Genomic DNA, 23569 nt, shown 5'->3' with positions numbered 1-23569 from the left:
GATGCTGAACGGCTGCTTGGCCGACACGGAGTACCTCGAGGTCACGGCACGGTCGGGGCATCGCTACGCCGTCTGGGTGACGACACCCCCGGGCTATGCGGAATCCGCCGACCCCCTGCCGTTGATCTACGTGACGGACGGGAACTGGGCGGTCGGGCTCACGGCCCCGCTCATCGTCACCCAGGCGGACCCCTACCTCACGATCGCTCCCTACATCCAGGTCAGCGTCGGCTATGCCGGTGACGAGGCCGCGCAGTGGGCCCAGCTTCGCAACCGCGACCTCGTGCCGCCGGGAGAACCCGTGGGTGACGAGATGCGGAGGACACTCACGGCTGCCCGCGATTCCGGAGCGATGACCCCGGAGCACGTCGACGCCTACCTCGCCCAGTTGGCCGACACCCACGCCGACGTCTTCCTCGAATTCCTGACGGAGGAGCTCCACCCCCTCCTGCAGTCGAAGTTCCGTGTGAGCGTGACCGGTCATGGCCTCTTCGGCTACTCCTACGGAGGTCTCTTCGCCCTGTACGCGTGGTTGCGTGAGACGTCTCCGTTCGCGACGTTCGGCGCCGGCAGCCCGGGTGTCGCGGCCACGGACAGCCAGGTGTTCCCGTTGATCGCCGCGCTTTCGGACCACGATCCCGCCTCCTCCGCTCGGCGGCTGCACGTCACGCTGAACGAAGCCGAGCTGTTCGGAGAGATTCCCATCTACCGGGAGATCGGGCGCAACCTGCTCACCGTCCTCGAAGAACTGCATGCGAGGGGACGCGCGGGGGACGTCTCGAGGGCCATGCTGCACGAGACCCACCTCACCGGGTTGCAGGCCTCGTTCCTGAGCTACCTCAAGACCTGCCACACGCGCTCGGGATCCATCCACGGCGACGATGCCCGTGACTGAGTCCGCGCTCCTCGCCGATCTCTCCGCGGTGCTTCCCGCTGACCGTCTGACGACGGACCCGGATGTGCTCGAGAGCTACGCGCACGACGACGCCGAGTGGGCGGAGTGGTCGCTGCCCGCCTGCCTCGTGCGACCGCGCACCCCCGAGGAGGTGCAGGCAGTGGTCCGGGCATGCCTGCGCCATGACACCGCGGTTGTCGCCCGTGGGGCGGGCACCGGGCTCTCCGGCGGTGCCAACGCGCTCCCCGGCTGCGTCGTGATCTCCCTGGAGCGGATGAACGCCGTGCTCGAGGTGGACGAGCTCGAGCGCCTCGCCGTCGTGCAGCCCGGGGTGGTGAACGACGACCTCCGCGCCCGCGTCGCCCAGAACGGCCTCTGGTATCCACCGGATCCGGCGAGCTCGCCCTGGTCGACCATCGGCGGCAACGTCGCGACGAATGCCGGCGGGGTCTGCTGCGTGAAGTACGGCGTCACCCGGGACTACGTGCTCGGGATGCAGGTCGTGACCGGGACGGGAGAGCTCGTCCGCCTGGGACGCCGCACCGCGAAGGGCGTCGCGGGATACGACCTGACCGGTCTTCTGGTCGGATCCGAGGGGACGCTCGGTATCGTCACCGAGATCACGGTGCGACTGCGGCCGGCTCGCCCGCCCGAGCAGACGATCGCCGGGTTCTTCGACTCGCTCGCCGACGCGGGGGAGACGGTGCGCGAGGTCGCGGCTGCCGGGCTCACGCCGTCGGCGCTGGAGCTGATCGACCGGAACTGCCTGCGCGCGGTCGACGACTGGAAGAACATGGGGCTCTCGGCCGACGCCGCGGTCGTGCTGCTCGGGCGCGTGGACACCCCGGGTGCCGCGGGGGAGGAACAGGCCGCCGCACTGTTGGCCGCCTTCGAGCGCGGCGGTGCCACGTGGGCCGACCGGAGCACGGACGAGGCCGAGGGGGAGGCGCTCTTCGCCGCCCGACGACTGGCCTATCCGGCCTTGGAACGCCTCGGTCCCGTCCTGACCGAAGACGTGTGCGTCCCGAAAGCCGCCGTTGCGGAGATGCTCGGACGCATCGAGGCCATCGGGCTCGCGAACGACGTGCTCATCGCCAACATCGCGCATGCGGGCGACGGCAACCTGCACCCGCTCCTCGTCGTTCCGGCCGGTGACGACGAGGCGCGCGCTCGCGCGGAGAAGGCATTCATGGAGATCATCGACGCCGCCCTCGCGCTCGGAGGCACGGTCACCGGCGAGCACGGCGTGGGTCTGCTCAAGCGCGAGGGGTTGGTGTCAGAGCTCGCTCCCGCCGTCCTCGAGATGCATCGAGCGATCAAGGCCGCCCTCGATCCCGCCGGAATCCTCAACCCCGGCAAGGTCATCGGGTGAGAGCGGAAGTCGGTGTGCCCGGTCAGGAGCTCGCGCGGGTGACCGGAAAGTTCGTATGCGAAAGGGCTCTCCAGGTCGAGCGGCACCAGGCCGATGGATCGAGACCTCGGCAGGGTCGGAGAGCACACCCGAGCCGAGGGCGCTTCCCACAGGGCCAGGATGCCGATCCTGTCGCTGCATCCGTACTCTGGTGGCATGACCGAAACCGCATCCTCCGTGCAGGGGCGCGCGCAGCGATCGACGCGCCGACCACCGGTCCTCTGGGGGCTGCTGTTGACGGCCACCCTGTTGGCAGCGGGGACGGTCGCGCTCATCTGGCTCGTGGCCGTGCCGGTGGGCCCCGTCGTGTGCGCCGCGGTCTACCCGGCGACGAGCAATTGCTTCCTCGAGCACCGCGAAGGCAGCGCGCTGGTGATGACGGTGATCGTCGTGGCCCTGTACGTGCTCACGATGCTCCTCGCCGCGTTCCTCGGCCGACCGCGGGGCGTGGTCGTCACCGGGGTGATCCTGCTCGCCATCGCTCCGTTCGTGTCCTACGCGGTCGTGGCCTGGGCCCCGGGCTTCGCGATCGGGATCCCGTGACGCAACGCCGCCGACTCTAGCGCCCACCCGCGGGATCGAGGATGATATCGATCATCGCCAGGACACCGTGAACGAAAGGGCGTACCGCGACGATGACGAACCTCACGATCGGAACTGTTCTCGGCGATGCCGGGGCAAGAGCCGAACTCGACGCGCGGCGTTTCAACCGCCACACCTTCTGGGTCGGTCAGAGCGGGAGCGGCAAGACGTACGCGCTCGGCGTGCTGCTGGAGCAGTTGCTACTGGAGACCGAGCTGCCGATGCTCATCCTCGATCCGAACGGCGACTTCACCCGGTTGCGCGAGACCAGGGCCACGGCGAACGATGCGGATGCGTCGCGGATCGCCGCGGCGGACATCCGGGTGTTCCGTTCGGGCGCAGGGGTGGGCGACGGGGACCGGCTGCATGTGCGCTTCGTCGATCTGGTGCCCTCATCGAAGGCGGCCGTGCTGCGGATGGATCCCATCGCCGACGCCGAGGAGTACAACGCCCTGATCCATGTCGAGCAGGAGGCCGAGAGCTTCGACGCGCGCGACATGCTCCCCGACCTGCGCGCGTCGGACGACCCCGCCCTGGTCGGACTCGCGAACCGGATGGAGAACCTCGAGGTCCTGGAGTGGGAACTGTGGTCGCGCGGTGCCCTGTCGGTGGTGGACACGATCGACCAGCGCCCGCGGGCGACCGTCCTCGACCTCGGTGGCTTCGAGCACCGGCCGGAGCCGAAGGTCGCCGCGCTCGCCGTGCTCGAGCACCTCTGGTCCCGGCGGGAGGAGCGCCGCCCGTTGCTGATCGTGATCGATGAGGCGCACAACCTGTGCTCGCCGAATCCGGAGACGGCGGTCGAGCGAGCCCTCACGGAGCAGCTGGTGCAGATCGCGGCCGAGGGGCGCAAGTTCGGGCTCTGGTTGCTGCTCTCCACCCAGCGGCCGACGAAGATCCACCCCAACGTCCTCTCACAGTGCGACAACCTCGCGCTGATGCGGGTCAATGCACCCCGGGACCTCGCCGAGCTCGCCGACGTGTTCGGCTTCGCCTCGGAGGAGGCCATCCGTCGGTCCGCGCAGTTCGTGCAGGGGCAGGCGCTGTTCGCCGGTGGTTTCATCGCCGAGCCGACGTTCGTGCAGATGGGCGCGCGGCTCACCGAGGAGGCCGGTGGCGACGTGAAGGTCCCACTCCGGGCGGGAGATGAGTGAAACTCGACGAGGGCGGTGCGCGGCGAGCGGAAGCGGCGACGGAGATGACGACGAACAGGTCTGCTGCGGACGACGGGATCCTGCGTGTGCACCGTGTGCTGCGCCCCGGATTCGGGACGGAGGCCGCCGTCTACGGCACCATCCTCGTCAGCGGTCTCGTCGCGGTGTCGTCCGCGCACGGGGAGACATCCTTCGCGGTTCTCATCTCCGTAGCCGTCACGGTCCTCGTGTTCTGGGGTGCGCATGTCTACGCCGGCACCGTGGCGAGAGTCAGCGACCGTGATGAGCGAGCTCGCGGTGAGCGCGTCGGTGTGCGGGCGGCGTTCGTCGCGTCGGTGAAGCACTCCCTGGGCATGCTCACCTCGGCGGCCGTTCCGGCGATCATCCTGCTCGCCGGAACGACACGGGTGATCCCCGACGGGCTCGCGAACGACCTCGCGCTGTGGTCGGGAGTCGTGATCCTCGCCTTCCTCGGCTACGTGGCATTCCTCCGCCGCGGAAGCCCCCAGGTCGTCCGCCTGCTCGGGGCGCTGGCCACGGCGTCGTTCGGGATCGCGTTCGTCGTGCTCAAGGCGCTCGTGCACTGACGGGGGTGGCGCGAGCGCGTCAGCCCGATCAGGCGGCGCTACCCACCGGCACGGTGGTGCGGATGCTGTTCGCGGCGGCGATCACGGCCGACAGGGTGGCCGCCAGCACCGAGCGCCCTCGGCCGGCCATCCATCGGTCGCCGCCCGACGAACGGTGCTCCAACAGGGTCAGTGCGTCGCTGTCGTTGCCGGAGCCGACGCTCGTCTGATGCAGGCTGACCACATCGACGCGGATGCCGTGGGCGTCGAGTGCAGCGGTGAGGGCCTCGACCGGGCCGACCTCGGTGTGGTCGGTGACGTGCGCGTGTCCGTCGATGCGCAGCGTGATGGCGGTGTGGGTGCGCCCGGCGCTCTCGGCGATGTCGTACGCGACGAGCTCGACGGCAGCGGCGGCCGGGCGGATGTACGCGCTCCCGAACACGTCCCACAGCTCGGCGGCCGTGATCTCCGCCGTCAGCTCGCCGGGCGCGGGGTGCTGGCCTCGCGGCAGGGGTCAGGAGTCTTCGTCACCGCGCTGGACGCCCCGGAGGACTGGGACTCGGTCCTCCGCCGAGCGGGAGTCGTCGCGGTGATCGAGGCGAGGGTCGCGATCGAGACCGAGGCGGCGGCGCTCGCCGCCTCACGACGCACGCCCGCCGATCTGCGCGCCATCCGCCGTGCTCTGGCCGATCGTGCTGCGCACCGCTCGGATATCGAGAGCCACGTCGACGCCGACACGGTCTTCCACCGGTCGATCGTCGCCGCAGCACACAACCCGGTCCTGCTCGATCTGTTCGACAGCTTCACCCCGCGGCTGCGGGAGGCCATGGTCGAGATGCTCCGCATCCGCCGGGTGTTCGGCGGCGACGAGGACCACGATGCGCACGCCGTGCTCGCCCGGGCGATCGCCGACCGTGACGCGAAAGGCGCGGACGACCTCAGCCGCGCCCACCTCCTCGCGCTGCGTGACGCGCTGGCCTGACGGCGTCGGTCCGGCCGCTCACCGCAGGATGACCAGCTCTCGAGTGGTCCTGGTCATGGCGACGTAGCGGTCGACGGCGCCGGTCACATCGTCACCGAACTGCTCCGGCCGCACGAGGGCGACCAGGTCGAACTCGAGCCCCTTGGCGCCCTCGGGGGTCAGCGAGCGCACCCTTTCCGTCGGTGCGAAGCCGGGGTCGCCGATGACGCACGCCACGCCGTCGGGATGGGCGTCGAGCCAGGTGTCCAGCACCGCCGGCAGTGATGAGGCTTCGCCGAAGCGTACCGGAACGCCGCTCTCTCGCACCGACGTCGGCACGTTCGCGTCCGGGATCGCCGCCAGCACGAGGGGGGCCGCCGTCGCCATCACCTCCGCGGGGGTCCGGTAGTTCACTCCGAGGTGGGTGATCCGCACGTCGCGGAGGCCGATGCGAGTGAGCCTCTGCTCCCAGGTCTCGGTGAAGCCCTGCCGCGCCTGCGCGCGATCGCCGACGACCGTGAAGCTGCGCGAGGGGCAGCGGGCGACGAGCATCCGCCATTCCGCATCCGTCAGCTCCTGCGCTTCGTCGACGACGATGTGGCCGAAGGGGCCGGCCAGCTCGTCGGGGGTGAGCGCCGGAGGGGCGTCGACGCCGAGCAGCACGTTCCGTGCGTCCTGCCCGCGCAGGATCGACATCACCTTCATCTCGCTGTCGTCATCTTCGATCAGGTGGTCGACGACGTGGGAGATCTGCTCCTGCGCCGAGGCGATCACGGCCTGACGGCGGTGCTCCTCGCGCACGGATTCCGGGTCGCCGATGCGGCGCCGCGCCGCGTCGAGGAACGGGAGGTCCGCCGACGTCCACGGCGCCGTCCCTTCCCGGTGCAGCAGCGCGACGTCGTCAGCGGACAGCCCCGGAGCGCACTTCCGGAGCAGATCGGGCGAGCTCCACATCCGCTCCACCACGGTGGTCGGCGACAGCAGCGGCCAGGCGCGCACGAACGTCCCGGTGAGCTCGTCGTCCTGACGCAGCCAACGCCGGATCGCGTGCGGTGGCACCTCCTCGTCGCCGACCTGGTCGACGAGGATCTCCAAGAGCTCCTCCCACACGTCATCCCGCGCCTCGTTGTGCGACGCTGCGGGGTCGGCAGCGGCGAACACCTCGCCCCACTCCTGACGGCTCAGCCAGAGGTCCGCCCACGGCGACTCCAGACGCATGGCGTGCTGCGGCGGACGCTCGAAAGACCGCGCCGCGGCATCGAGCATCAGGTCGGGGGAGAGTGAGGCCTTCAGTGAGGCCACGCGCGGATCCGGCTCCTCGACGGCGGTCGCACCCTCCGGGACGAGGTCCCGCAGCGTGCACAGTCGCACCGTGTCCTCGCCGAGGCTCGGCAGCACGTCTTCCACATAGGCGAGATAGTGCGCGTTCGGCCCGACGAGCAGCATGCCTCCGGCGCCCTGTGTCAGGCGCGGTTCCGCGTACAGCAGCTGCGCGGCCCGGTGCAGAGCGACGACCGTCTTTCCCGTGCCAGGACCGCCGTCCACGACGAGCGCGCCGGGGGAGGGCGTGCGGATGATCGCGTCCTGGTCGGCCTGGATCGTCGCGAGCACGTCGCGCATCCGCGAGGTGCGGTGCGTGCCGAGGCCGGCGATGAACGCGGACTGATCGTCCAGGGACGCTGCGCCGACGAACCCGGCGGGGGTGAGCGCCTCGTCCCAGTAGTCGTTGACGAGCCCGTCCGTCCAGCGGTATCGACGACGCGAGACGATGCCGCGCGGATCCTCCATGGTCGCGGCGAAGTACGGTTCGGCCGCCGGGGTCCGCCAATCGACGAGCAGCCGGGTGCCGTCCGCCGCAGCCAGCCCCGTGCGGCCGATGTAGATCGGTTCGCCTTCTGCCGGAGTCATCCGGCCCAGGCAGATGTCGATGCCGAACCGTTGCAGGATCCGGAGTCGCCCGCTCAGGCGTCGGATCTCCAGATCGCGGTCCACGGCGCTGTCGCCGAATCCCGCACGCTGGCGGCGCACCTCGGCGAGACGTCGGGTGACCTCGGCGCGCTGCTCCTCCAGGGTGTCGGCGATTCGTCGGAGGTGCTCGCGGTCGGCATCGAGAAGGGCGGGGGTGGCTTTCGCACTCAGATTCTCGGGCAGGTGGAAGGGATCGAAAGGCATGGGTCTCCTTCACGCGCGAGGGCCGGATCGCACGAGCGAGGGTCGATTCTGCCGCATGGAGGGGGCCTTGCGGCAAGCCCCCATCCCGGAGATATCCTGGAAATGGAAGGACGCGGGGATCACGCTGACGCATTCGACCGACTGCCCTCCCTGCGGAGCACACATGACGCATCGCATCGGCTATCTCATCGGAAGTCTCGCGCAGGACTCGATCAACCGGATCCTCGCGAAAGCGCTCGTGGGGCTCGCGCCGCCCAGCCTGGAACTCGTCGAGATCCCGATCCGGGACCTCCCGCTCTACAACCGCGACGATGAGCTCGATCCGGTAGCCGCGGTGACGGAGTTCAAACGCGCCATCGAGAGCTCCGAGGGGCTGCTGCTGGTGTCGCCCGAGTACAACCGCTCCATCCCCGGTGCGCTGAAGAACGCGATCGACTGGGGCTCCCGCCCCTGGGGCCACAACTCCTTCGCCCGCAAGCCCACCGGCATCATCGGAGCATCCACGGGTGCCATCGGTACGGCCGTCATGCAGTCGTCGATGCGCAGCGTCCTGAGCTTCCTCAACGCCCCGCAGCTGAACGCCCCGGAGGCGTACATCACGTTCGATCCCGAGGCCTTCGGTCCGGATGGCGAGGTGAAGGATGCCGGCACGCGGGAGTTCCTCCAGCATTACATGAACGAGTACGCCGCCTTCGTCGAGCGGGTGCTGTCGCTCACCGCACCGGGCCACGTCGGGGATCAGGGCTAGTCGGCGGGGTATGCCCTCCCGAACGATCCGCCCCAGACGGTACCGCCGAGAGGGCTGACCGTCCTTCCCGGACGGTTGGGGAGGCGGCGAAGTTCTCGCTGCGCTCTCGGCTGATCTCCCCAGATCTCAGCCTGTAGCCCCCGCTACCTGAGCAGAATACCGCTTAATCGGCTTGTCCGCCATTTGGGGGACAAAGAAATTTGCGAATGTTGCGATTCCGGTCGCCTGTTGTCTTCCCGGCGGCGATGCCTAGGGTGGACTCATGGACAGAATGCTCGTGCTCCCCGCTCAGGTCGCCATCACCCACGGCCACCGGGTCGAGGTGACGGAGCAGGTCGATCCGCTCACCGATGAACCCGTCGTCCTCGCTCTCGTCGACCTCGACACGGGCATCCGCTACCGCCGCACGGAGGAGCCGGGCGGCGACTTCTCGCGATGGATCGGCCGGGTGCTGGAGTGCACGGTGACCATCGGCGGGATCGGGGCGCGCACCACTCTGCTGGTCGATCCCATCGGCCCCGGAGCGACCGGAGCCAAGATCGCGCTGCGCGGCGCCGACGCGGCCGCCGATGCGGCGAAGGCCGAAGCCGACCGATGGGGTGGCGCGGATCGTCCCCCGGTGGAGGAGCCCGAGCGCTTCTGGTGAGATCGCCCCGGGGGCGCTGAGGCCCGTGTCGTCAGCGGAAGTCCCTGGACCGATGCGTGAGGCCGGTGCGCAGATCCTCGAAACCGTCGGCGAGCACATTGACCACCCCCTCGGCCGACCGCTCCAGGATGCCGCGGATGATGAGCGCCGGTGATTCCCTGGCGATACGGCGGTAACGGTTCCAGACCCCGGCCGAGCAGACGATGTTCACCAGGCCGCTCTCGTCCTCGAGGTTGACGAAGGTGATCCCGGACGCCGTCGCCGGCCGCTGGCGATGGGTCACGAGGCCGGCGACCTCGATACGGCGACCGACCTCGTGGCCCTGCAGATCGGCGGCGGTGAGCACCCCGCGGGTGCGCAGCGCCTCCCGGAAGTGCGCCATCGGATGGTCGTCGGTCGACACTCCGGTCGCCCAGAGGTCCGCCGAGAGCCGCTCGTAGCTGGTCTGATCCGCGAACAGGGGCGGCTGCACGGCGACAGTGGTCCCCGGAAGGAAGCGGGAGCGGTCGTCCGCCGCGGCGCCGGCGAGCCAGATGGCCTCTCGGCGCTCCAGCCCCAGGCAGTCGAAAGCGCCGGCGGTGGCGAGCGCCTCCAGCTGCGTGGCGGTGGCATCCGTCCGGCGCACCAGATCGTGAAGGTCCCGGTAGCGTCCATGCGCCTCACGCTCGGCGACGATCTTCTCCGCCATCGGCACGCCGATCCCGCGGATGCCGCTGAGCCCGAGCCGCACCGCGGATCCGCCGTCCCGCCGATGTGCCGCGGACTCGTCCGGTGCCTCCCTGTCGAAGCGGAGGGTGGGCGGTTGCGGATCGTCGAGGCAGTCCTCCCGCCCGGTCGGCCCGCGCGTGGACGCGCTCTCATCGAGAGGCTCCAGCATCTCCGTCGCTCCCGAGACGTGCAGATCGGGACGACGCACCTCCACCCCGTGCCGTCGGGCATCCGCGGTGAGGGTCGCCGCAGAGTAGAAGCCCATGGGCTGCGAGCGCAGCAGGCCGGCGAGGAAGGCGGCGGGGTAGTGCAGCTTCAGCCAGGAGCTGGCGTAGACGAGCAGAGCGAACGACAGTGAATGCGACTCCGCGAAGCCGAAGTTGGAGAACGCCTGGATCTGGGCGTAGATGCGATCGGCCGCCTCATCGACGAGGCCGCGCCTGGCCATGCCGGCGTACAGCTTGTCCCTGACCTTCTCGATCTTCTCCAGGCCGCGTTTCGATCCCATGGCCCGACGCAGCAGGTCGGCCTCGTCGGCCGTGCAGTCACCGATGGCCGTCGCCATCTGGATGAGCTGCTCCTGGAAGATCGGGATGCCCAGCGTGCGTTTGAGGATGTCCTCCAGGTCGCTGTGCGGGTAGGGGATCGTGAAGTCCACAGGCTCCTCGCCCCGAGCCCGGCGCCCCCGGTTCTCTTCGTCGATACGATCCTTCGCCATCTTGCGCCGTACGAAGGGGTGCACGGCCCCACCCTGGATGGGACCGGGCCGGATGAGCGCGATCTGGATGGCGAGGTCGTAGAAGCAGCGGGGTTGCAGGCGGGGGAGCAGGCCGATCTGCGCACGGGACTCCACCTGGAAGACCCCGATCGAATCCGCGCGGCAGAGCATGTCGTACACCCCCGCCTCCTCTTTGGGAATGCTCTCCAGCGTCCACTCCTCGCCGGTGTTCTCGCGGATCAGGTCGAAACAGTGCTGGAGGGCGGCGAGCATCCCGAGGCCCAGCAGGTCGAACTTCACCAGGCCCATGAAGGCGGAGTCGTCCTTGTCCCACTGGATGACGGTGCGGTTCTCCATGCGGGCATGCTCCACCGGCACGACCTCGCCGACCGGGCGTGCGGTGAGCACCATCCCGCCGGAGTGGATGCCGAGGTGGCGGGGTGCCTTCAGCAGCTCACCCGCGTAGGCGAGCACGTTCTCCGGGATGTCATGACCCTCGACGGGTTCGAGCCCCACACCCCAGCCGTCCACCTGGCGTGACCAGGCGTCCTGCTGCCCGGGGGAATGGCCGAGCGCTCTCGCCATGTCGCGCACCGCGTTCTTCGGACGGTACTGGATGACGTTCGCCACCTGGGCGGCCCGCTCCCTCCCGTACTCCCGGTACACCCACTGGATGATCTCCTCACGGCGGTCGGAGTCGAAGTCCACGTCGATGTCCGGCTCCTCCGTCCGCGTGGTCGCGAGGAATCGCTCGAAGGGCAGGCGGTAGAGGATCGGGTCGACCGCGGTGATCCCCAGCAGGTAGCAGACCGCGCTCGCCGCGGCCGACCCCCGGCCCTGGCAGAGGATGCCGCGTCTGCGCGCCTCGGCGACGATGCCGTGCACGATCAGGAAGTACCCGGGGAAGTCCTTCTCCTCGATCACGTCCAACTCGCGTTCGATGCGGCGGTGGCCGGCGTCGTCCAGCCGGGGGTACTTCGACGGCACGGCCTCCCAGACCAGGTGACGCAGCCAGCTCATCGGCGTGTGCCCCTCCGGTACCTGCTGCTGGGGGAGCGCCGGTCGTGCGAGACGCAGGGGGAAGGCGGATGCCGCGGCCAGCTCGAGCCCGTACGAGATCGCGCCGGGGTAGCGCTGGAAGCGGGCGGACATCTCGGCTCCGCTGCGCAGATGCGCGCCGCCGTGGGCGGGCAGCCAGCCGTCGAGCTCATCCATGCTGCGCACCGCGCGGACCGCGGCCACCGCCTCGGCGAGCGGTGCCTGTGCGGGGGTGGCGTAGTGCACGTTGTTGGTCGCGACCACCGGCAGCCGCATCCGACGGGCGTGATCGGCGAGGGCGTCGTTACGGCGGGGGTCCAGGGGGTCGCCGTGGTCGAAGAGCTCGACGGCGACGTTGTCGGCTCCGAACAGGTCGGCGAGGGAGCGCAGCGGAGTGGCCGCGTCTCCGGCCGCGAGCCCACGGCGCACCGCACCTTTGCGGCATCCGGTCAGGATCGTCCAGTGCCCGCCCGCGCGCGCGGCAAGATCGTCGAGGTCATAGACGGGACGCCCTTTCTCTCCACCGCGCAGCTGTGCGGCGGAGATCGCGCCCGAGAGCCGGTGGTAGCCCTCCATCCCGCGAGCGAGGACCAGCAGATGCTCCCCAGCGGGATCGGCGGAGCCTCGTTGCGGTGCGGGCAGGTCGAGCGACAACTCGGCTCCGAACACCGTCTGCAGCGGACTCTCCATGAGGTCGGCGACCTCGGCGAAGCGGGCAGCGCCGTAGAAGCCGTCGTGGTCGGTGAGGGCGAGGGCGGTCAGGCCGAGACGGTCGGCCTCGGCGAGGAGATCCTCGGGGGAGGAGGCGCCGTCGAGGAACGAGTACGAGGAATGGGCGTGCAACTCGGCGTAGGGGACCGCATCCTCGGGGCGTGCGCTGGCGGTGGGCGGAGTGCGCTTGCGGCGCCGGCTCACCGGCCCTGGATCCGTCCGCTGGCCGCGCGGCTCGGCGCCGGGAGGGGGCGGGGGCGACTCGTCGCCGCTGAGGGTGCGCTCCAGGTCTTTCCAGGAGAGGGGCGGGTTGTGCCAGCCCATCAGCGATACCTCCCCTCGGCCCACCAGCGCTCGCCGGTGTGGAAGACCAGCCAGGCGCGGTCGCGGTCGTCGACGATCTGCAGTCGGTGCCCGCGCTTGCCCCCGCCGGACGACCAGCGACGCTCGTGGATGGGCCAGGGGCCGGCCCACGCCTGCACGGCCGCCCCGTCGATGCGGGCGGGATCGCTCGAGAGCGCCCCGCGCTCATCGATGGTGATCGTGGTCTCGTCCGCGGACAGCACTCCGATCGGACGCGGCGGGCGGAACACCTCTGCCGGGAGCGGATCGGGCAGGCTCCCCGGCCAGGGCGATTCCGGGTCGCGCGGGGGGACCGTGCGCTCGCCCCAGGGCGTCAACACCTGCCGATCGGCGAGCCAGCGGCCGCCGGCGACCGCGGCGGTGACGACGCCCTGATGGCCCAGCATGGTCTGCACGCGGGAGACCGCATGGTGCAGGCGCTCGTCGGTGCCGGATCCGAAGAGCCCCGGCTGGTGATGGGCGGCGTCGTCCACGGCGGCGGGGACGATGCGCACCGCCATGATGCCGCCGAACGCCCGTGCCTCATCGACCGGCTCCTTCGCCGACTGCGCTGCCAGTGCCTCCAGCTGCCAGCGCACCCGGTCGACGAGATCGGAGGCGTCGAAGCACGTCGGATGCAGCCAGGCCCGGGAGAAGACCACGCCGTTGTCATCGGTGAGATCGATCCGCACCTCCGTGCACACGACCGCGGCGTCGCCGAGTGCGAGCATGACCGCATCCGCCGTCTGCCGCACCGCGAAGGCGACCTGATCCGCTCCGGCCAGCGGCGAGTCGAACTCGATGTCCCGAACGAGCTCGGGGTCGGGCGGACGCGGCGTCAGCGGGCGGGAGTCGGCGCCGGCGGCGAGAGCGTGCAGACGTGCGCCGTGTTCACCGAAGCGGTCGCGCACGTCGAGCGGGGCGAGCGCGGTGAACTCGCCGAGGGTGCGCACCCCGAGTCGGACGAGGAGACCGGCGATCTGCTCGTCGCGCAGCACCTGCACGGGGTAGGGGGCGAGGAACTCCCGGGATCCGCCGGGCGGTACGACCGTGCAGGGGGTGGGTCCCCGCGCGGCGATCTCGGCGGTGAACGGGCCGTCCGCGACGCCGATGCGCACCTCGGGGAGACCGGCCTCCGCGAGGACGGTGGTGAGCGCCTCGGCCGCCTCCGCCTCCCCGCCGTGATAGCGGGAGATGCCCCGGGCGCGGACGATCGCGAGTCCCGGTCGCAGCAGCGTCACCCCGGGCGCATGCTTCTCGATGAGGTGCAGCACGGGGAGGAAGGCACGCTCGTCGCGGTCGGGGTCGTGGGGGAGCACGCGCAGCGAGGAGAGATGGCCCTGTGCGACGCGGCGGCGCTGACCGGTGCGCACGCCGTGCTCTCGGGCGGAGGCGGTGCAGGCGACGATCGTGTTCGCCTGCACCAGGGCGGTGGGCGGGTGCGGAGGCGGACTGCCGAGCGCGGCCCGCAGGGGCCAGTCGGGGAACCACAGCACGAGCACGCGGAGCGGGCTGTTCATCCGGCTTCCGCCCATCGCAGGAGTTCGGGCGGTGCGTAATCGCCCTGCCCGACGAGCTCGGGCGGGAGCGCGGGCAGCGCGGTGAGCTCGGCCCCGACGGTCTCGACGGCGCCGTGGCCTCCCGGCAGGCGCACCTGCACGCTCGACGGGCGAGAGGTGTGCCGGGTCTGCGCAGTCACGGTCACCGTGCAGTCGGAGAGCAGGCCCCAGCCGGCGCCGAGGCCGTGCCAGTGCGGGTCCTGCAGGCGTATCGTCCCCTCGCTCTGCGGCCACCGTCCGGTGCCGGGCGTCTCGGTGACCAGGAGCGTGCATCCGCGATCGCGCAGGCGAGCGCTCAGGCGGGAGACGTCGGCATCCCGCGCCCGTGTGGCGGGATGCACGACGATCAGGGGTACGACCTCGGCCAGCGCGGAGGTCGCCGCGAGCCAGCGTTCTCCCGGGTCGGGGACGAGGATCAGACGGGCGAGATCGATGCCGAATGCGGCCGCCGCTTCGACGCCGAGTGTCGGCATGCCGACGACGGCGCACCAGTGCCCCTTCTGCGATGCGGCGCTGAGCAGTGCGAGCACGAGGCTCGGCGAGGGGGAGACGGTGTAGGAGGTGCCGGTCTGCAGGCCCTCCTCGGGGAGGAGGGCGGAGAAGGCGGGGTCGAGGGGGAGGAGCGTATGCTCGCTGCGCCGCCGTTGCATCCGGCTGATCTCGCGGCGCAGTCGCAGCACTTCTCCCGCGCGGGAGTCGCTCGCCGGCGAGAGGGAGCCCAGTGCATCGAGACCGATCACCCTGCATCCTTTCTCGAAGATATATTCTAATATAACAAGTCGCGTGGATGACGATAGTTCGTACATCGGACATCGGCGGAGTTCTCCACAGGGCGTCGGCACCGGGCCTGCAGATCTCCTAACCTGCGCGTATGGACCCCCGGCTCGCACTCCTCTCGCTCGTGCACGTGATGCTGGCGGGCGTCGGTGGGTGGCTGATCGTGATCGATGCGCGCACGCACCGCCTCCCGAATCGCATCGTGCTGCCGACGCTCGCCGCCCTGATCGTGCTCGGTGCCGGCGACGCCCTGGTCACGGGGCAGAGCACCGCGTTCCTGCGCGCCCTCCTCGGCATGGTGATCCTGGGTGGCTTCTACGCCGTGCTGCGGGGGATCAGTCGTGCGGGGATGGGTGGCGGCGATGTGAAGCTCGCCGCGGTCATCGGGTTCGTGCTCGGCTGGCACGGCTGGCAGTCGCTCGCGATCGGAGCCGCCTCGGCGTTCGTGCTCGGGGCGCTCTACGCGCTCGTGCTCATTCTCCTGCGCCGAGCACACGGGGCCACCCGCATCGCCTTCGGACCGTGGATGATCATCGGCGCGCTCCTCGGCATCGTCCTCGGCTGAATCCGCCGGGCCTCGCACGGATAGTCCGATGTCGGGGCTACCCTGAAGCACATGGCACTTGCACGGCTTCACGGCGGCCCGCTGGACGGGCAGATCATCCCCCTCGGCGACGCGGACGACAAGCTGATCGTCCCCTACAGCGAGACGCAGGTGGTGTACAACCGCCGTAGCGAACCGCACAACACCGGCCCGAACGATGGGCCGACCGAGGTCGACTACTGGTTCGAAGAGTCTCTCGAGGATCTCACTCTCAACGACGATGACTGAACCGTCCCGCACGGTCGAGGTCGAGCGCAAATACGACGTCGACGGCGAGACCCCGCTGCCGGTCTGGGAAGCGATCCCCGGGGTCGACGCCGTCACCGCCGGGGAAGCCCGGGCGCTCGACGCGCAGTACTTCGACACAGCCGACGGCGATCTCGCCCGTGCTGGGGTGGCGCTGCGCCGTCGCACCGGCGGCCCGGACGAGGGCTGGCACGTGAAGGGACCGCGGGAGGGCGACGGCCGGCTCGAACTCGGCTGGCCGCTCGGCGAGGGCGACGAGCTCCCCGGGGCCGTGGCCGACACCGTGTCCGCCTGGACGACCGCGCCACTCACCCCGCTCGCCCGCATCCGCAACGACCGCACCGCCTACCTGCTCACCGGTCCCGCGGGAGTCGTGGCCGAGTTCGTCGACGACCGGGTGCAGGCGACGGATCTCCGAGGCGACGTGCAGCGCGAATGGCGCGAGTGGGAGATGGAGCTCGGTCCCGCAGCCCCGGCAGACGACGAGGCGCGCGCCGCCTTCTTCGCTGCGGTGGAGCGCGCCGTCCTGGCCGCGGGAGGCCGGGAATCGGCATCCGGTTCCAAGCTCGCCCGCGCCCTCGGCTTCTAGTCAGACGGCCGAGTCGAACGCAACCCCTTTCCCCGGGACGACACCGCGTGCTTGAGTGACAGCATGAGTCGACCGCCTGTGCTCCGATCGCTGCAGACGATCGTCCCCGACACCGTTCTCGTCCAGGAGCAGGTGCGCGACGTCTTCGCCCAGCAGCCCGACCTCGGGCGCTTGGCGCAGCGGATCGTCACGACATCGTTCAACGTCTCGGGCATCGACCGCCGCCACACCGTGATCGACGAGTTGTCACTCGACTCCGACGTGGCCGATCCCGTCTTCTTCGACCGGCGTTCCGGCGAGCTGCTGGCTCCGGGCACGAAGGCGCGCAACGACATCTACACCCGGGAGGCCGCCCGGCTCTTCGTCGACGTCGCGCGGCGGGCCCTCGACGCCGACCCCGAGATCGGCCCGGAGGATGTGACTCACGTCATCACGGTGTCCTGCACCGGGTTCCACGCTCCCGGGCCGGAATACGAGATCGTGCGCGCTCTCGGGCTGTCCGATGCGGTGCAGCGCTTCCACCTCGGGTTCATGGGCTGCTACGCGTCGATGCCGGCGCTGCGGGCAGCGAGCCAGTTCTGCATCGCCGACGAGAACGCGGTCGTCCTGGTCGTCAGCGTCGAGCTGTGCACCCTGCATCTGCGTTCCTCGGAGAACCCGGACACGATCGTCGCCTCCTCGCTGTTCGCCGACGGTGCGGCGGCCGGCATCGTCACGGCCCGCGACCTTCCGTCGACATCACCCGCCCTGCGGTTGGACCGGTTCCACACGGCCATCGCCCCGGAGGGCGAGAAGGACATGGCCTGGACGATCGGCGACACCGGATTCGAAATGATCCTCTCCACCGCCGTCCCGCAGATCATCGGGGAGACCATCATCGGCGCGCTCCGGCCGCTGTACTCCGCTGATGCGGAGATGGCCGAGGCTTTCGAGGCGGGGCGGGTGGGGGAGAAGGTCGAGCACTGGGCGATCCACCCCGGGGGCCGCAGCATCCTGGACCGGGTGCAGGAGCGGATGCATCTCAGCGATGCGCAGCTGCACCCCGCCCGCGAGGTCCTGCGCGAGAACGGCAACATGTCCAGCGCCACGGTGCTCTTCGTCCTCAAGCGCATCTTGGAGGAGGAGGGCGCGGCTGCGGGCGAGCGTGTCGCCGCGATGGCCTTCGGGCCGGGGCTGACCGCCGAGAGCGCGCTGCTCACCGTCGTCGGTCCTTCGGCCTCATGATCCCAGCCCTGGCGGCCAGGGACGTCGAGGCCCGTGAGCTGATGGACGACCCGCACGCCGATGCACGGATGTTGGCGCGGACCTACGGGCGCTTCGGCTTCGTGAACGCGCTGGTCTCGCGACCTGGCACCCTCTATCGCCGCGATATCCTCCCGCGTGCGGAGCGTGCGGGGCGTGCGGAGCGGCTGCGCATCCTCGATGTCGGCGCCGGCGGCGGAGACCTCTGCCGCCTGCTCGCGGGGCGGCTGCGTCACGACGGGTACGACGCCGAGATCACCGCACTCGATGCCGATGAGCGGGCGATCCGGTGGGCCTCGGCGCACGACCGCGGCGCCGGCATCCGCTATCGACGGGCGCTGACCACCGAGCTGGTCGACGCGGGCGACACCTACGACGTCGTGCTGTCCAACCACGTGCTGCACCATCTGGATGAGGGCGAGCTCCAGACGGTGCTCAGCGACTCGCTGAGACTCGTCGCGCCGAACGGGCTGGTGTCCCACCACGACATCGCCCGGAGCCGGACCGCTCACGTGCTGTTCGCCGCGGCGACCTGGCCGATCTCGCGCACCCTCCTCGCCGACTCGTTCATCCGCGAAGACGGTCTCATCAGTATCCGACGCTCGTACACGGCCGCCGAGCTGACGGCGATCGCTCCGACCGGGTGGACCGTCCGCGGGGGACTGCCCTCGCGGCTCGAACTGCGGTGGGAGGAGGGCAGTGCCCGATCATGACGTGCTGATCGTGGGAGCAGGGCCGGTCGGTCTGCTCCTGGCCTGCCTGCTGCTGCAGGACGGATTGCGGGTGGTGGTCTGCGAGCGGCGCACGGATGCCGACGATCGGACCAGGGCGATCGGCATCCATCGGCCGGGGCTGGACGCTCTCGATGCGGTCGGAATCGGGACGGACGTCCGGTCGGAAGCGCTGCGGCTCGCAGGCGGAGAGGTGCGCAGCCGCCGCAGGGCCCTGGCCACGCTGACCTTCGCGCCGGATCGCCCCGTCCTGATCCTCCCGCAGCCGCGGACGAGTGCGCTGCTCCGAGCCCGGCTGCAGGCACTCTCTCCGGATGCGCTGATCTCCGGATGCACGGTGCAGAGTGTGCGGGGGACCGCCGATGCTGTTCAGGTCTTGACGCAGAGTAGGGCGGGACCGCGGACGTTCACGGCGTCGATCGTCGTGGGGGCGGACGGGGTGCGCAGCCGTCTGCGCGATGATCTCGATCTCGGCTGGCGCCGTCGTCCGGGACGCGCGTCGTACTCGATGCTCGACGTCGAAGACGTGACGCCGGGCGCGCGTGCCGTCCTGCACTGCGAACCGGAAGGGCTCGTCGAGTCCTTCCCGCTTCCCGGAGGGGTTCGGCGCTGGGTCGTACGCGAAGGGTCCGACGGGGATCTGCGTGACCCCGAGGCCTTTCGCGCGGCGATCGAGGCGCGCACCGGGATCGCCATCCCGCTCCCGCCCGATGCGGAGCCGACCTCCTTCGTCGCCGCACAGCACCGGGCGACACGGCTGACCAGGGGTCGGGTGGTGCTCCTCGGAGACGCCGCGCACGAGATCAGTCCGATCGGCGGGCAGGGGATGAACCTGGGGTGGGTGGATGCCCGACGCCTCGCATCCGAACTCGCGCGGTCGCTGCCGCATCGGATGCCGGCGCTGGCCAGGTTCGAGTGGCATGTACGGCGTTCCGCCTCGCGTGCACAGCGGCGCTCGGCGTTCTACATGTCGATGGGTGCGCCGGCGCCGATGCCCGTGGTCCGCAGCAGGGAGCTCCTGATGCGCGCACTCGGCTCGCCGTCGGCACGGGGATGGACGGCCGGACTCCTCACGATGCGCGGTCTCTGACGCACGGCCTCTGACGCACGAAGGCCCGGTCCGCGGTGCGCGGGACCGGGCCTTCGAGGGGGTGGATCAGAAGTTGATCATGTGGCCGGCGAGCCCGTGGAAGCCCTCCTGCAGCGCCTCCGACAGCGTCGGGTGCGTGTGCACGTTGCGGGCCAGCTCCAGGGCCGTGAGGTCCCACTTCTGGGCCAGCGTCAGCTCGGGCAGGAGCTCGGAGACATCCGGGCCGATCATGTGGGCGCCGATGAGCTCGAGGTGCTCGGCGTCGGCGATCAGCTTGACGAAGCCGACCGGCTCGCCCAGACCGTGCGCCTTGCCGTTCGCCATGAACGGGAAGGTGGCGACCTTGATCTCGCGCCCCTCGTCCTTGGCCTGCTGCTCGGTGAGGCCGAACGAGGCCACCTGCGGGGAGCAGAACGTCGCGCGCGGCATCATGCGGTAGTCGCCCAGTGTCTGCGTCTCCGCGCCGCCGATGGTCTCGGCCGCGACGACGCCCTGTGCCTCGGCCACGTGGGCGAGCTGCAGCTTGGCGGTCACGTCGCCGATGGCGTAGATTCCCTCGACGTTGGTGCGCATGTGGTCGTCGATGTCGATCGCGCCGCGCTCGGTCAGCTTCACACCCGTGGCCTCGAGGCCGAAGCCCTCGATGTTCGGGGCGAATCCGACCGACATGAGGACCTTGCCGGCCTCGATCGACGACTGCTGCCCGTCCTTGGCGGTGTAGGTGACGGTGACGGACGAGCCGTTGTCGACGACCGACTCCACCTTGGTGGAGGTGAGGATGTCGACGCCGTAGTTCTTGTACTGCTTCGCGATCTCCTTCGACACGTCGGCGTCCTCGTTGGGGAGCGCGCGGTCGAGGAACTCGATGATCGTGACCTTCACGCCGTAGTTCGTCATCACGTAGGCGAACTCCATGCCGATGGCGCCGGCGCCGACGATGACGATCGATTCGGGCAGCTCACGGCTCATGATCTGCTCTTCGTACGTGACGACGTTCTCGCTGAGCGTCACACCGGGCAGCAGGCGCACCTTGGAGCCGGTCGCGATGATCACGTTGTCGAAGGTGACCTCTTCAGTCGAGCCGTCGGCCTTGGCGACCGAGATGGCCTTGGGGCCGGTGAAGGTGCCGCGACCGTCGTACTCGGTCACCTTGTTCTTCTTCATCAGGAAGTGGATGCCCTTGACGCGGCCATCGGCGACCACGCGGCTGCGGTCGAACGCCTTGCCGTAGTCGATCGTGAACTCGCCGGAGATTCCGAAGAAATCAGCCTTGTGATTCAGGGTGTGCGCGAGCTCCGCGTTCTTCAGGAGCGCCTTGGACGGGATGCAGCCGACGTTGAGGCAGACACCGCCCCAGTACTTCTCCTCGATGATGGCGGTGGACAGACCGAGCTGCGCGCTGCGAACCGCAGCGACGTATCCGCCAGGACCTGCACCAAGGATGACGACGTCGTAATGTGGCATGCCTTAAGCCTATCGCTCTACGGGGGCGTCGGAACCGGTCGCGGAACCGCCACGACGGCGGCTCACGACGATCCACGTGACCACGCCGGCGACGACCAGCACCGCGACGATCACGAGTACCCAGATCCACGGGGACCCACCTTCGGCGTCACCGGAATCCGCCGCCGGCGTCGTGGTCGCCTCGGGGGCGGCAGTCTGCTCGGCCGTCGGTGCCGCGGACGTGGGGGCGGCAGTGGGTTCCTCTGTCGGAGCCGCGTCGTCGCCGACGGTCACGGTGAAGGAGTACTCGCCGGAGGTGGGATGACCGTCGCTCGAGACGACCTTCCAGATGACGTGGTACTCGCCGGCCGGGCCCGAGCCCTGCAGCGGCTGGGTGACGATCGCGCCGTCGACCGTCGCGGCGCCGTCGGTGATCGAGGAACCGTCGGGGCCGGTGACGACGACCTCGGTCGCGCCGTCGCCGTCGATGAGCTTCGCGCTGAAGGTGAGGGTCAGCGCCGAAGGCACGGTCTCGACGGACTCGTCCGCGGCCGGAGACGACGACACGAGCGCGTCGTGCGCGGAGGCCGAGAGCGGCGAGAGGAGAACGAGGAACGCAGCGAGCAGGGTGGCGGCGAGGGCGATCGGGGTCGCCGGGCGCCGCAGGGCTTTGGTCTTCACGGCTCCACCCTAGGAAACACCGGTATGTGGTGGCTGAGTGCGAAAGCGGCCTCCCGCGAGGGCCTCGGCATCCGTTAGTCTGGACAACCAAGGAGGGCACAGTGACTGACAGCGACAGCCGACCGGCCGGAGAAGCCGCGATCCACCGTTCCGGTGAGCAGAGACATGACGTGACGCAGACGTTCGGGCACGATTCCGACCTGTCATTCGTGCCGTTCGGGGTGGAACTCACCGATGTGGAGCAGAGCGCGATCAGCGCCCTCCCCGCAGGATCGGCGTTGCTGCTGGTCCGTTCCGGCGCCCTCGCCGGTGCGCGCTACCTCCTCGACACCGATGTGACCACGGTCGGCCGTCACCCGGAGGCCGACATCTTCTTCGACGACGTGACCGTGTCCCGTCGTCATGCCGAGATCACCCGCACCGGGTCGACGTTCGAGATCATCGATCAGCGCTCGCTCAACGGAACGTACGTCAACGGGGAGCGCGTCGACCGCAGCCCGCTCGTGGACGGCTCAGAACTGCGTGTCGGCAAGTTCCGCCTGAACTTCTTCGCCTCCCCTCGCGATCGCGCGGCGGCGAACGACTGATGGCGGCTACTCCCGCCCGCGAACGTTCCGCGTCCGCGGGCTTGCTGAGCATCGGCCAGGTCCTCGCTCGGCTCACACCGGAGTTCCCCGACCTCACCTCCAGCAAACTGCGCTTCCTCGAGGTGCAGGGCATCGTCAGTCCTTCTCGAACCGAGTCCGGCTACCGCAAGTTCTCCGCGTCGGACATCGAGAGGCTGCGGCTCGGCCTCACCCTGCAGCGCGACCACTATCTTCCGTTGAGCGTGATCCGCGAGCAGCTCGACGACGTCGATGCGGGTGGGGAGGCGACACCGCTCGCTCCGCCGCCCTCGATCATGCCGGCGCCGCGCAGATACCGTCGCGACGAGCTGCTGGCCGCAGCCGGTGCGGGCCCGCAGCTGCTCAACGATGCGATCAGCACCGGCGTCATCATCGCGCAGGAGAGCTACCAGGAGACGACGGTCACGCTGCTGCGCGGCCTCGTCGCCCTCGACCGCCACGGCATCGAGCCGCGGCACCTGCGTTCGCTGCGTCAGGGGGCGGAGCGCGAGGTCGCGCTCATCGAATCGGCGATGTCCGCGCTGCTGCGTCGGACGGACGCACCGTCTCGCGCCAAGGCCAGCGAACTCGCGCCCGAACTGGCGACGAAGATCGACGAAGTGCGCTCGCTCTTCGTCAGGGACGCACTGTCACGAGTGCTTTCGTAACGAACTGGTTGCGACACACCTTCGCGGTCCCGCGGATGTGATTGCCGGTGCCCAGGCACTGCTCTACCGTGGAAGATAACCGTTCCAGGGAGGATTTCAGATGAATGCGGATGAGCTCGCAGGAGACCCGCGGTTCGTACCCGAACTCCTCTTCACCGACGGTCTTCCGGCCATGGATGACGAGGTCGGCTACCGTGGCGCGGTCGCCGCTCGCGCCGCCGGCATCACCTACCGTCAGCTGGACTACTGGGCGCGTACCGAGCTGGTGGAACCCACCGTTCGCGGGGCGAACGGTTCCGGCTCGCAGCGTCTCTACGGCTTCCGCGACATCCTCGTGCTGAAGCTCGTGAAGAGCCTGCTCGACACGGGCATCTCGCTGCAGCAGATCCGAACGGCCGTCGACGAGCTGCGACGTGCGGGTATCCGCGACCTCGCCGGTACGACGCTCATGAGCGACGGTGCGTCGGTCTACCTGTGCACCTCGAACGACGAGGTCATCGACCTCGTGAGCCGCGGCCAGGGCGTCTTCGGCATCGCCGTCGGCAAGGTCCTCCGTGAGGTGGAGTCGACGCTGGTCGCATTCGATGCGACCGCTCCGGATCCGGTCGACGAGCTCTCCGCCCGTCGGACCAAGCGCTCCGCCTGACACCGCGCCTCCCCGACATACAGAAAACGGCCGTCC

The 23569-nt window shown here is 69.9% G+C and carries 24 protein-coding genes; 17 read left to right on the top strand and 7 right to left on the bottom strand.

What is annotated here, in order from left to right:
• The first annotated feature begins 1 nt into the window (after position 1).
• The 5 genes from OC372_RS05920 to OC372_RS05900 all read left to right on the top strand — a co-directional run bounded on the left by OC372_RS05920 (position 2) and on the right by OC372_RS05900 (position 4629).
• The gene (locus OC372_RS05920; protein WP_262001237.1) at positions 2 to 895 is read left to right on the top strand and encodes an alpha/beta hydrolase; all 894 of its coding nucleotides are present in this window, start codon (positions 2 to 4) and stop codon (positions 893 to 895) included.
• Positions 888 to 2267, top strand: a complete 1380-nt coding sequence (locus tag OC372_RS05915; RefSeq protein ID WP_262001179.1) for an FAD-binding oxidoreductase — start codon at positions 888 to 890, stop codon at positions 2265 to 2267. The genes OC372_RS05920 and OC372_RS05915 overlap by 8 nt, the downstream gene beginning before the upstream one ends.
• Before the next feature lie 195 nt (positions 2268 to 2462).
• Entirely contained in the window at positions 2463 to 2849 is a 387-nt protein-coding gene (locus OC372_RS05910; protein WP_262001178.1) for a hypothetical protein, read from the top strand.
• A 92-nt stretch (positions 2850 to 2941) separates the two neighbouring features.
• Entirely contained in the window at positions 2942 to 4042 is a 1101-nt protein-coding gene (locus OC372_RS05905) for an ATP-binding protein (protein ID WP_262001177.1), read from the top strand.
• A gap of 44 nt (positions 4043 to 4086) precedes the next feature.
• Complete coding sequence (locus OC372_RS05900; protein WP_262001176.1) at positions 4087 to 4629, top strand: hypothetical protein; 543 nt, start codon at positions 4087 to 4089, stop codon at positions 4627 to 4629.
• A gap of 28 nt (positions 4630 to 4657) precedes the next feature.
• Here OC372_RS05900 and OC372_RS05895 read toward each other — a convergent pair whose 3' ends face one another.
• Positions 4658 to 5050, bottom strand: coding sequence for an alpha-isopropylmalate synthase regulatory domain-containing protein (locus OC372_RS05895; protein WP_262001175.1), 393 nt, complete (start codon positions 5048 to 5050; stop codon positions 4658 to 4660).
• Positions 5051 to 5101: 51 nt separating this feature from the next.
• Between OC372_RS05895 and OC372_RS05890 the strand changes: the two genes are divergently transcribed.
• Positions 5102 to 5590 carry a FadR/GntR family transcriptional regulator gene (locus OC372_RS05890; RefSeq protein WP_262001174.1) on the top strand — a complete coding sequence of 163 codons (489 nt, stop codon included), beginning with the start codon at positions 5102 to 5104 and terminating at the stop codon, positions 5588 to 5590.
• 18 nt (positions 5591 to 5608) lie between these two features.
• On the opposite strand, the gene helR is transcribed toward OC372_RS05890, so the two are convergent.
• Entirely contained in the window at positions 5609 to 7741 is a 2133-nt protein-coding gene (helR, locus tag OC372_RS05885) for an RNA polymerase recycling motor ATPase HelR (RefSeq protein WP_262001173.1), read from the bottom strand.
• 163 nt (positions 7742 to 7904) lie between these two features.
• Between helR and OC372_RS05880 the strand changes: the two genes are divergently transcribed.
• Together OC372_RS05880 and OC372_RS05875 are read left to right on the top strand one after the other, a co-directional pair.
• Complete coding sequence (locus OC372_RS05880; protein ID WP_262001172.1) at positions 7905 to 8489, top strand: NADPH-dependent FMN reductase; 585 nt, start codon at positions 7905 to 7907, stop codon at positions 8487 to 8489.
• 262 nt (positions 8490 to 8751) lie between these two features.
• Entirely contained in the window at positions 8752 to 9135 is a 384-nt protein-coding gene (locus tag OC372_RS05875) for a hypothetical protein (protein ID WP_091037394.1), read from the top strand.
• A 31-nt stretch (positions 9136 to 9166) separates the two neighbouring features.
• Here the strand turns inward: OC372_RS05875 and OC372_RS05870 are convergent, their stop codons facing one another.
• The 3 genes from OC372_RS05870 to OC372_RS05860 are packed head-to-tail and all read right to left on the bottom strand — an operon-like array spanning position 9167 to position 14951.
• Positions 9167 to 12634 (bottom strand): error-prone DNA polymerase, encoded by a 3468-nt coding sequence (locus OC372_RS05870; protein WP_262001171.1) that lies wholly within the window; start codon positions 12632 to 12634, stop codon positions 9167 to 9169.
• Complete coding sequence (locus tag OC372_RS05865; RefSeq protein ID WP_262001170.1) at positions 12634 to 14172, bottom strand: DNA polymerase Y family protein; 1539 nt, start codon at positions 14170 to 14172, stop codon at positions 12634 to 12636. The genes OC372_RS05870 and OC372_RS05865 overlap by 1 nt, the downstream gene beginning before the upstream one ends.
• The gene (locus OC372_RS05860) at positions 14169 to 14951 is read right to left on the bottom strand and encodes a hypothetical protein (protein ID WP_262001169.1); all 783 of its coding nucleotides are present in this window, start codon (positions 14949 to 14951) and stop codon (positions 14169 to 14171) included. The genes OC372_RS05865 and OC372_RS05860 overlap by 4 nt, the downstream gene beginning before the upstream one ends.
• A gap of 131 nt (positions 14952 to 15082) precedes the next feature.
• Between OC372_RS05860 and OC372_RS05855 the strand changes: the two genes are divergently transcribed.
• The 6 genes from OC372_RS05855 (at position 15083) to OC372_RS05830 (ending at position 19490) form a co-directional block, all read left to right on the top strand.
• On the top strand, positions 15083 to 15553 hold the full coding sequence (locus OC372_RS05855; protein ID WP_262001168.1) for a prepilin peptidase: 471 nt from the start codon (positions 15083 to 15085) through the stop codon (positions 15551 to 15553).
• A 51-nt stretch (positions 15554 to 15604) separates the two neighbouring features.
• The gene (locus tag OC372_RS05850) at positions 15605 to 15820 is read left to right on the top strand and encodes a hypothetical protein (protein WP_029261531.1); all 216 of its coding nucleotides are present in this window, start codon (positions 15605 to 15607) and stop codon (positions 15818 to 15820) included.
• Positions 15813 to 16427: a CYTH domain-containing protein gene (locus OC372_RS05845; protein ID WP_262001167.1), complete on the top strand. Its 615-nt coding sequence runs from the start codon at positions 15813 to 15815 to the stop codon at positions 16425 to 16427. Before OC372_RS05850 ends, OC372_RS05845 begins: the two co-directional genes overlap by 8 nt.
• Before the next feature lie 63 nt (positions 16428 to 16490).
• Positions 16491 to 17651, top strand: a complete 1161-nt coding sequence (locus OC372_RS05840) for a type III polyketide synthase (RefSeq protein ID WP_262001166.1) — start codon at positions 16491 to 16493, stop codon at positions 17649 to 17651.
• The gene (locus tag OC372_RS05835) at positions 17648 to 18382 is read left to right on the top strand and encodes a methyltransferase domain-containing protein (RefSeq protein ID WP_262001165.1); all 735 of its coding nucleotides are present in this window, start codon (positions 17648 to 17650) and stop codon (positions 18380 to 18382) included. The genes OC372_RS05840 and OC372_RS05835 overlap by 4 nt, the downstream gene beginning before the upstream one ends.
• A complete protein-coding gene (locus tag OC372_RS05830; protein ID WP_262001164.1) occupies positions 18369 to 19490 on the top strand; it encodes an FAD-dependent oxidoreductase in 1122 nt (373 codons plus the stop codon). The genes OC372_RS05835 and OC372_RS05830 overlap by 14 nt, the downstream gene beginning before the upstream one ends.
• 66 nt (positions 19491 to 19556) lie before the next feature.
• Here OC372_RS05830 and lpdA read toward each other — a convergent pair whose 3' ends face one another.
• A complete protein-coding gene (lpdA, locus tag OC372_RS05825) occupies positions 19557 to 20954 on the bottom strand; it encodes a dihydrolipoyl dehydrogenase (protein ID WP_029261536.1) in 1398 nt (465 codons plus the stop codon).
• Positions 20955 to 20963: 9 nt separating this feature from the next.
• Entirely contained in the window at positions 20964 to 21614 is a 651-nt protein-coding gene (locus tag OC372_RS05820) for a copper resistance protein CopC (RefSeq protein ID WP_105710205.1), read from the bottom strand.
• A 101-nt stretch (positions 21615 to 21715) separates the two neighbouring features.
• Here OC372_RS05820 and OC372_RS05815 point away from each other — a divergent pair, with 101 nt between their 5' ends.
• The 3 genes from OC372_RS05815 to OC372_RS05805 all read left to right on the top strand — a co-directional run bounded on the left by OC372_RS05815 (position 21716) and on the right by OC372_RS05805 (position 23533).
• Complete coding sequence (locus OC372_RS05815) at positions 21716 to 22201, top strand: FHA domain-containing protein (RefSeq protein ID WP_029261538.1); 486 nt, start codon at positions 21716 to 21718, stop codon at positions 22199 to 22201.
• The gene (locus OC372_RS05810; RefSeq protein WP_105710204.1) at positions 22201 to 22887 is read left to right on the top strand and encodes a MerR family transcriptional regulator; all 687 of its coding nucleotides are present in this window, start codon (positions 22201 to 22203) and stop codon (positions 22885 to 22887) included. Before OC372_RS05815 ends, OC372_RS05810 begins: the two co-directional genes overlap by 1 nt.
• 100 nt (positions 22888 to 22987) lie before the next feature.
• Complete coding sequence (locus tag OC372_RS05805; RefSeq protein ID WP_029261540.1) at positions 22988 to 23533, top strand: MerR family transcriptional regulator; 546 nt, start codon at positions 22988 to 22990, stop codon at positions 23531 to 23533.
• The last annotated feature ends 36 nt before the right edge of the window (positions 23534 to 23569 follow it).

This window comes from Microbacterium sp. Mcb102 (genome assembly GCF_024519805.1).
GTDB lineage: Bacteria > Actinomycetota > Actinomycetes > Actinomycetales > Microbacteriaceae > Microbacterium.
This window is presented reverse-complemented; position numbering and strand designations above follow the sequence as displayed.

Bases quoted from the DNA above. Each gene is read 5' to 3' on its own strand.
- OC372_RS05920 (WP_262001237.1), top strand. From the start codon at position 2: ATGCTGAACGGCTGCTTGGCCGACACGGAGTACCTCGAGGTCACGGCA.
- OC372_RS05910 (WP_262001178.1), top strand. From the start codon at position 2,463: ATGACCGAAACCGCATCCTCCGTGCAGGGGCGCGCGCAGCGATCGACG.
- OC372_RS05905 (WP_262001177.1), top strand. From the start codon at position 2,942: ATGACGAACCTCACGATCGGAACTGTTCTCGGCGATGCCGGGGCAAGA.
- OC372_RS05900 (WP_262001176.1), top strand. From the start codon at position 4,087: ATGACGACGAACAGGTCTGCTGCGGACGACGGGATCCTGCGTGTGCAC.
- helR (WP_262001173.1), bottom strand. From the start codon at position 7,741: ATGCCTTTCGATCCCTTCCACCTGCCCGAGAATCTGAGTGCGAAAGCC.
- OC372_RS05880 (WP_262001172.1), top strand. From the start codon at position 7,905: ATGACGCATCGCATCGGCTATCTCATCGGAAGTCTCGCGCAGGACTCG.
- OC372_RS05875 (WP_091037394.1), top strand. From the start codon at position 8,752: ATGGACAGAATGCTCGTGCTCCCCGCTCAGGTCGCCATCACCCACGGC.
- OC372_RS05870 (WP_262001171.1), bottom strand. From the start codon at position 12,634: ATGGGCTGGCACAACCCGCCCCTCTCCTGGAAAGACCTGGAGCGCACC.
- OC372_RS05865 (WP_262001170.1), bottom strand. From the start codon at position 14,172: ATGAACAGCCCGCTCCGCGTGCTCGTGCTGTGGTTCCCCGACTGGCCC.
- OC372_RS05855 (WP_262001168.1), top strand. From the start codon at position 15,083: ATGGACCCCCGGCTCGCACTCCTCTCGCTCGTGCACGTGATGCTGGCG.
- OC372_RS05850 (WP_029261531.1), top strand. From the start codon at position 15,605: ATGGCACTTGCACGGCTTCACGGCGGCCCGCTGGACGGGCAGATCATC.
- OC372_RS05845 (WP_262001167.1), top strand. From the start codon at position 15,813: ATGACTGAACCGTCCCGCACGGTCGAGGTCGAGCGCAAATACGACGTC.
- OC372_RS05840 (WP_262001166.1), top strand. From the start codon at position 16,491: ATGAGTCGACCGCCTGTGCTCCGATCGCTGCAGACGATCGTCCCCGAC.
- OC372_RS05835 (WP_262001165.1), top strand. From the start codon at position 17,648: ATGATCCCAGCCCTGGCGGCCAGGGACGTCGAGGCCCGTGAGCTGATG.
- lpdA (WP_029261536.1), bottom strand. From the start codon at position 20,954: ATGCCACATTACGACGTCGTCATCCTTGGTGCAGGTCCTGGCGGATAC.
- OC372_RS05810 (WP_105710204.1), top strand. From the start codon at position 22,201: ATGGCGGCTACTCCCGCCCGCGAACGTTCCGCGTCCGCGGGCTTGCTG.
- OC372_RS05805 (WP_029261540.1), top strand. From the start codon at position 22,988: ATGAATGCGGATGAGCTCGCAGGAGACCCGCGGTTCGTACCCGAACTC.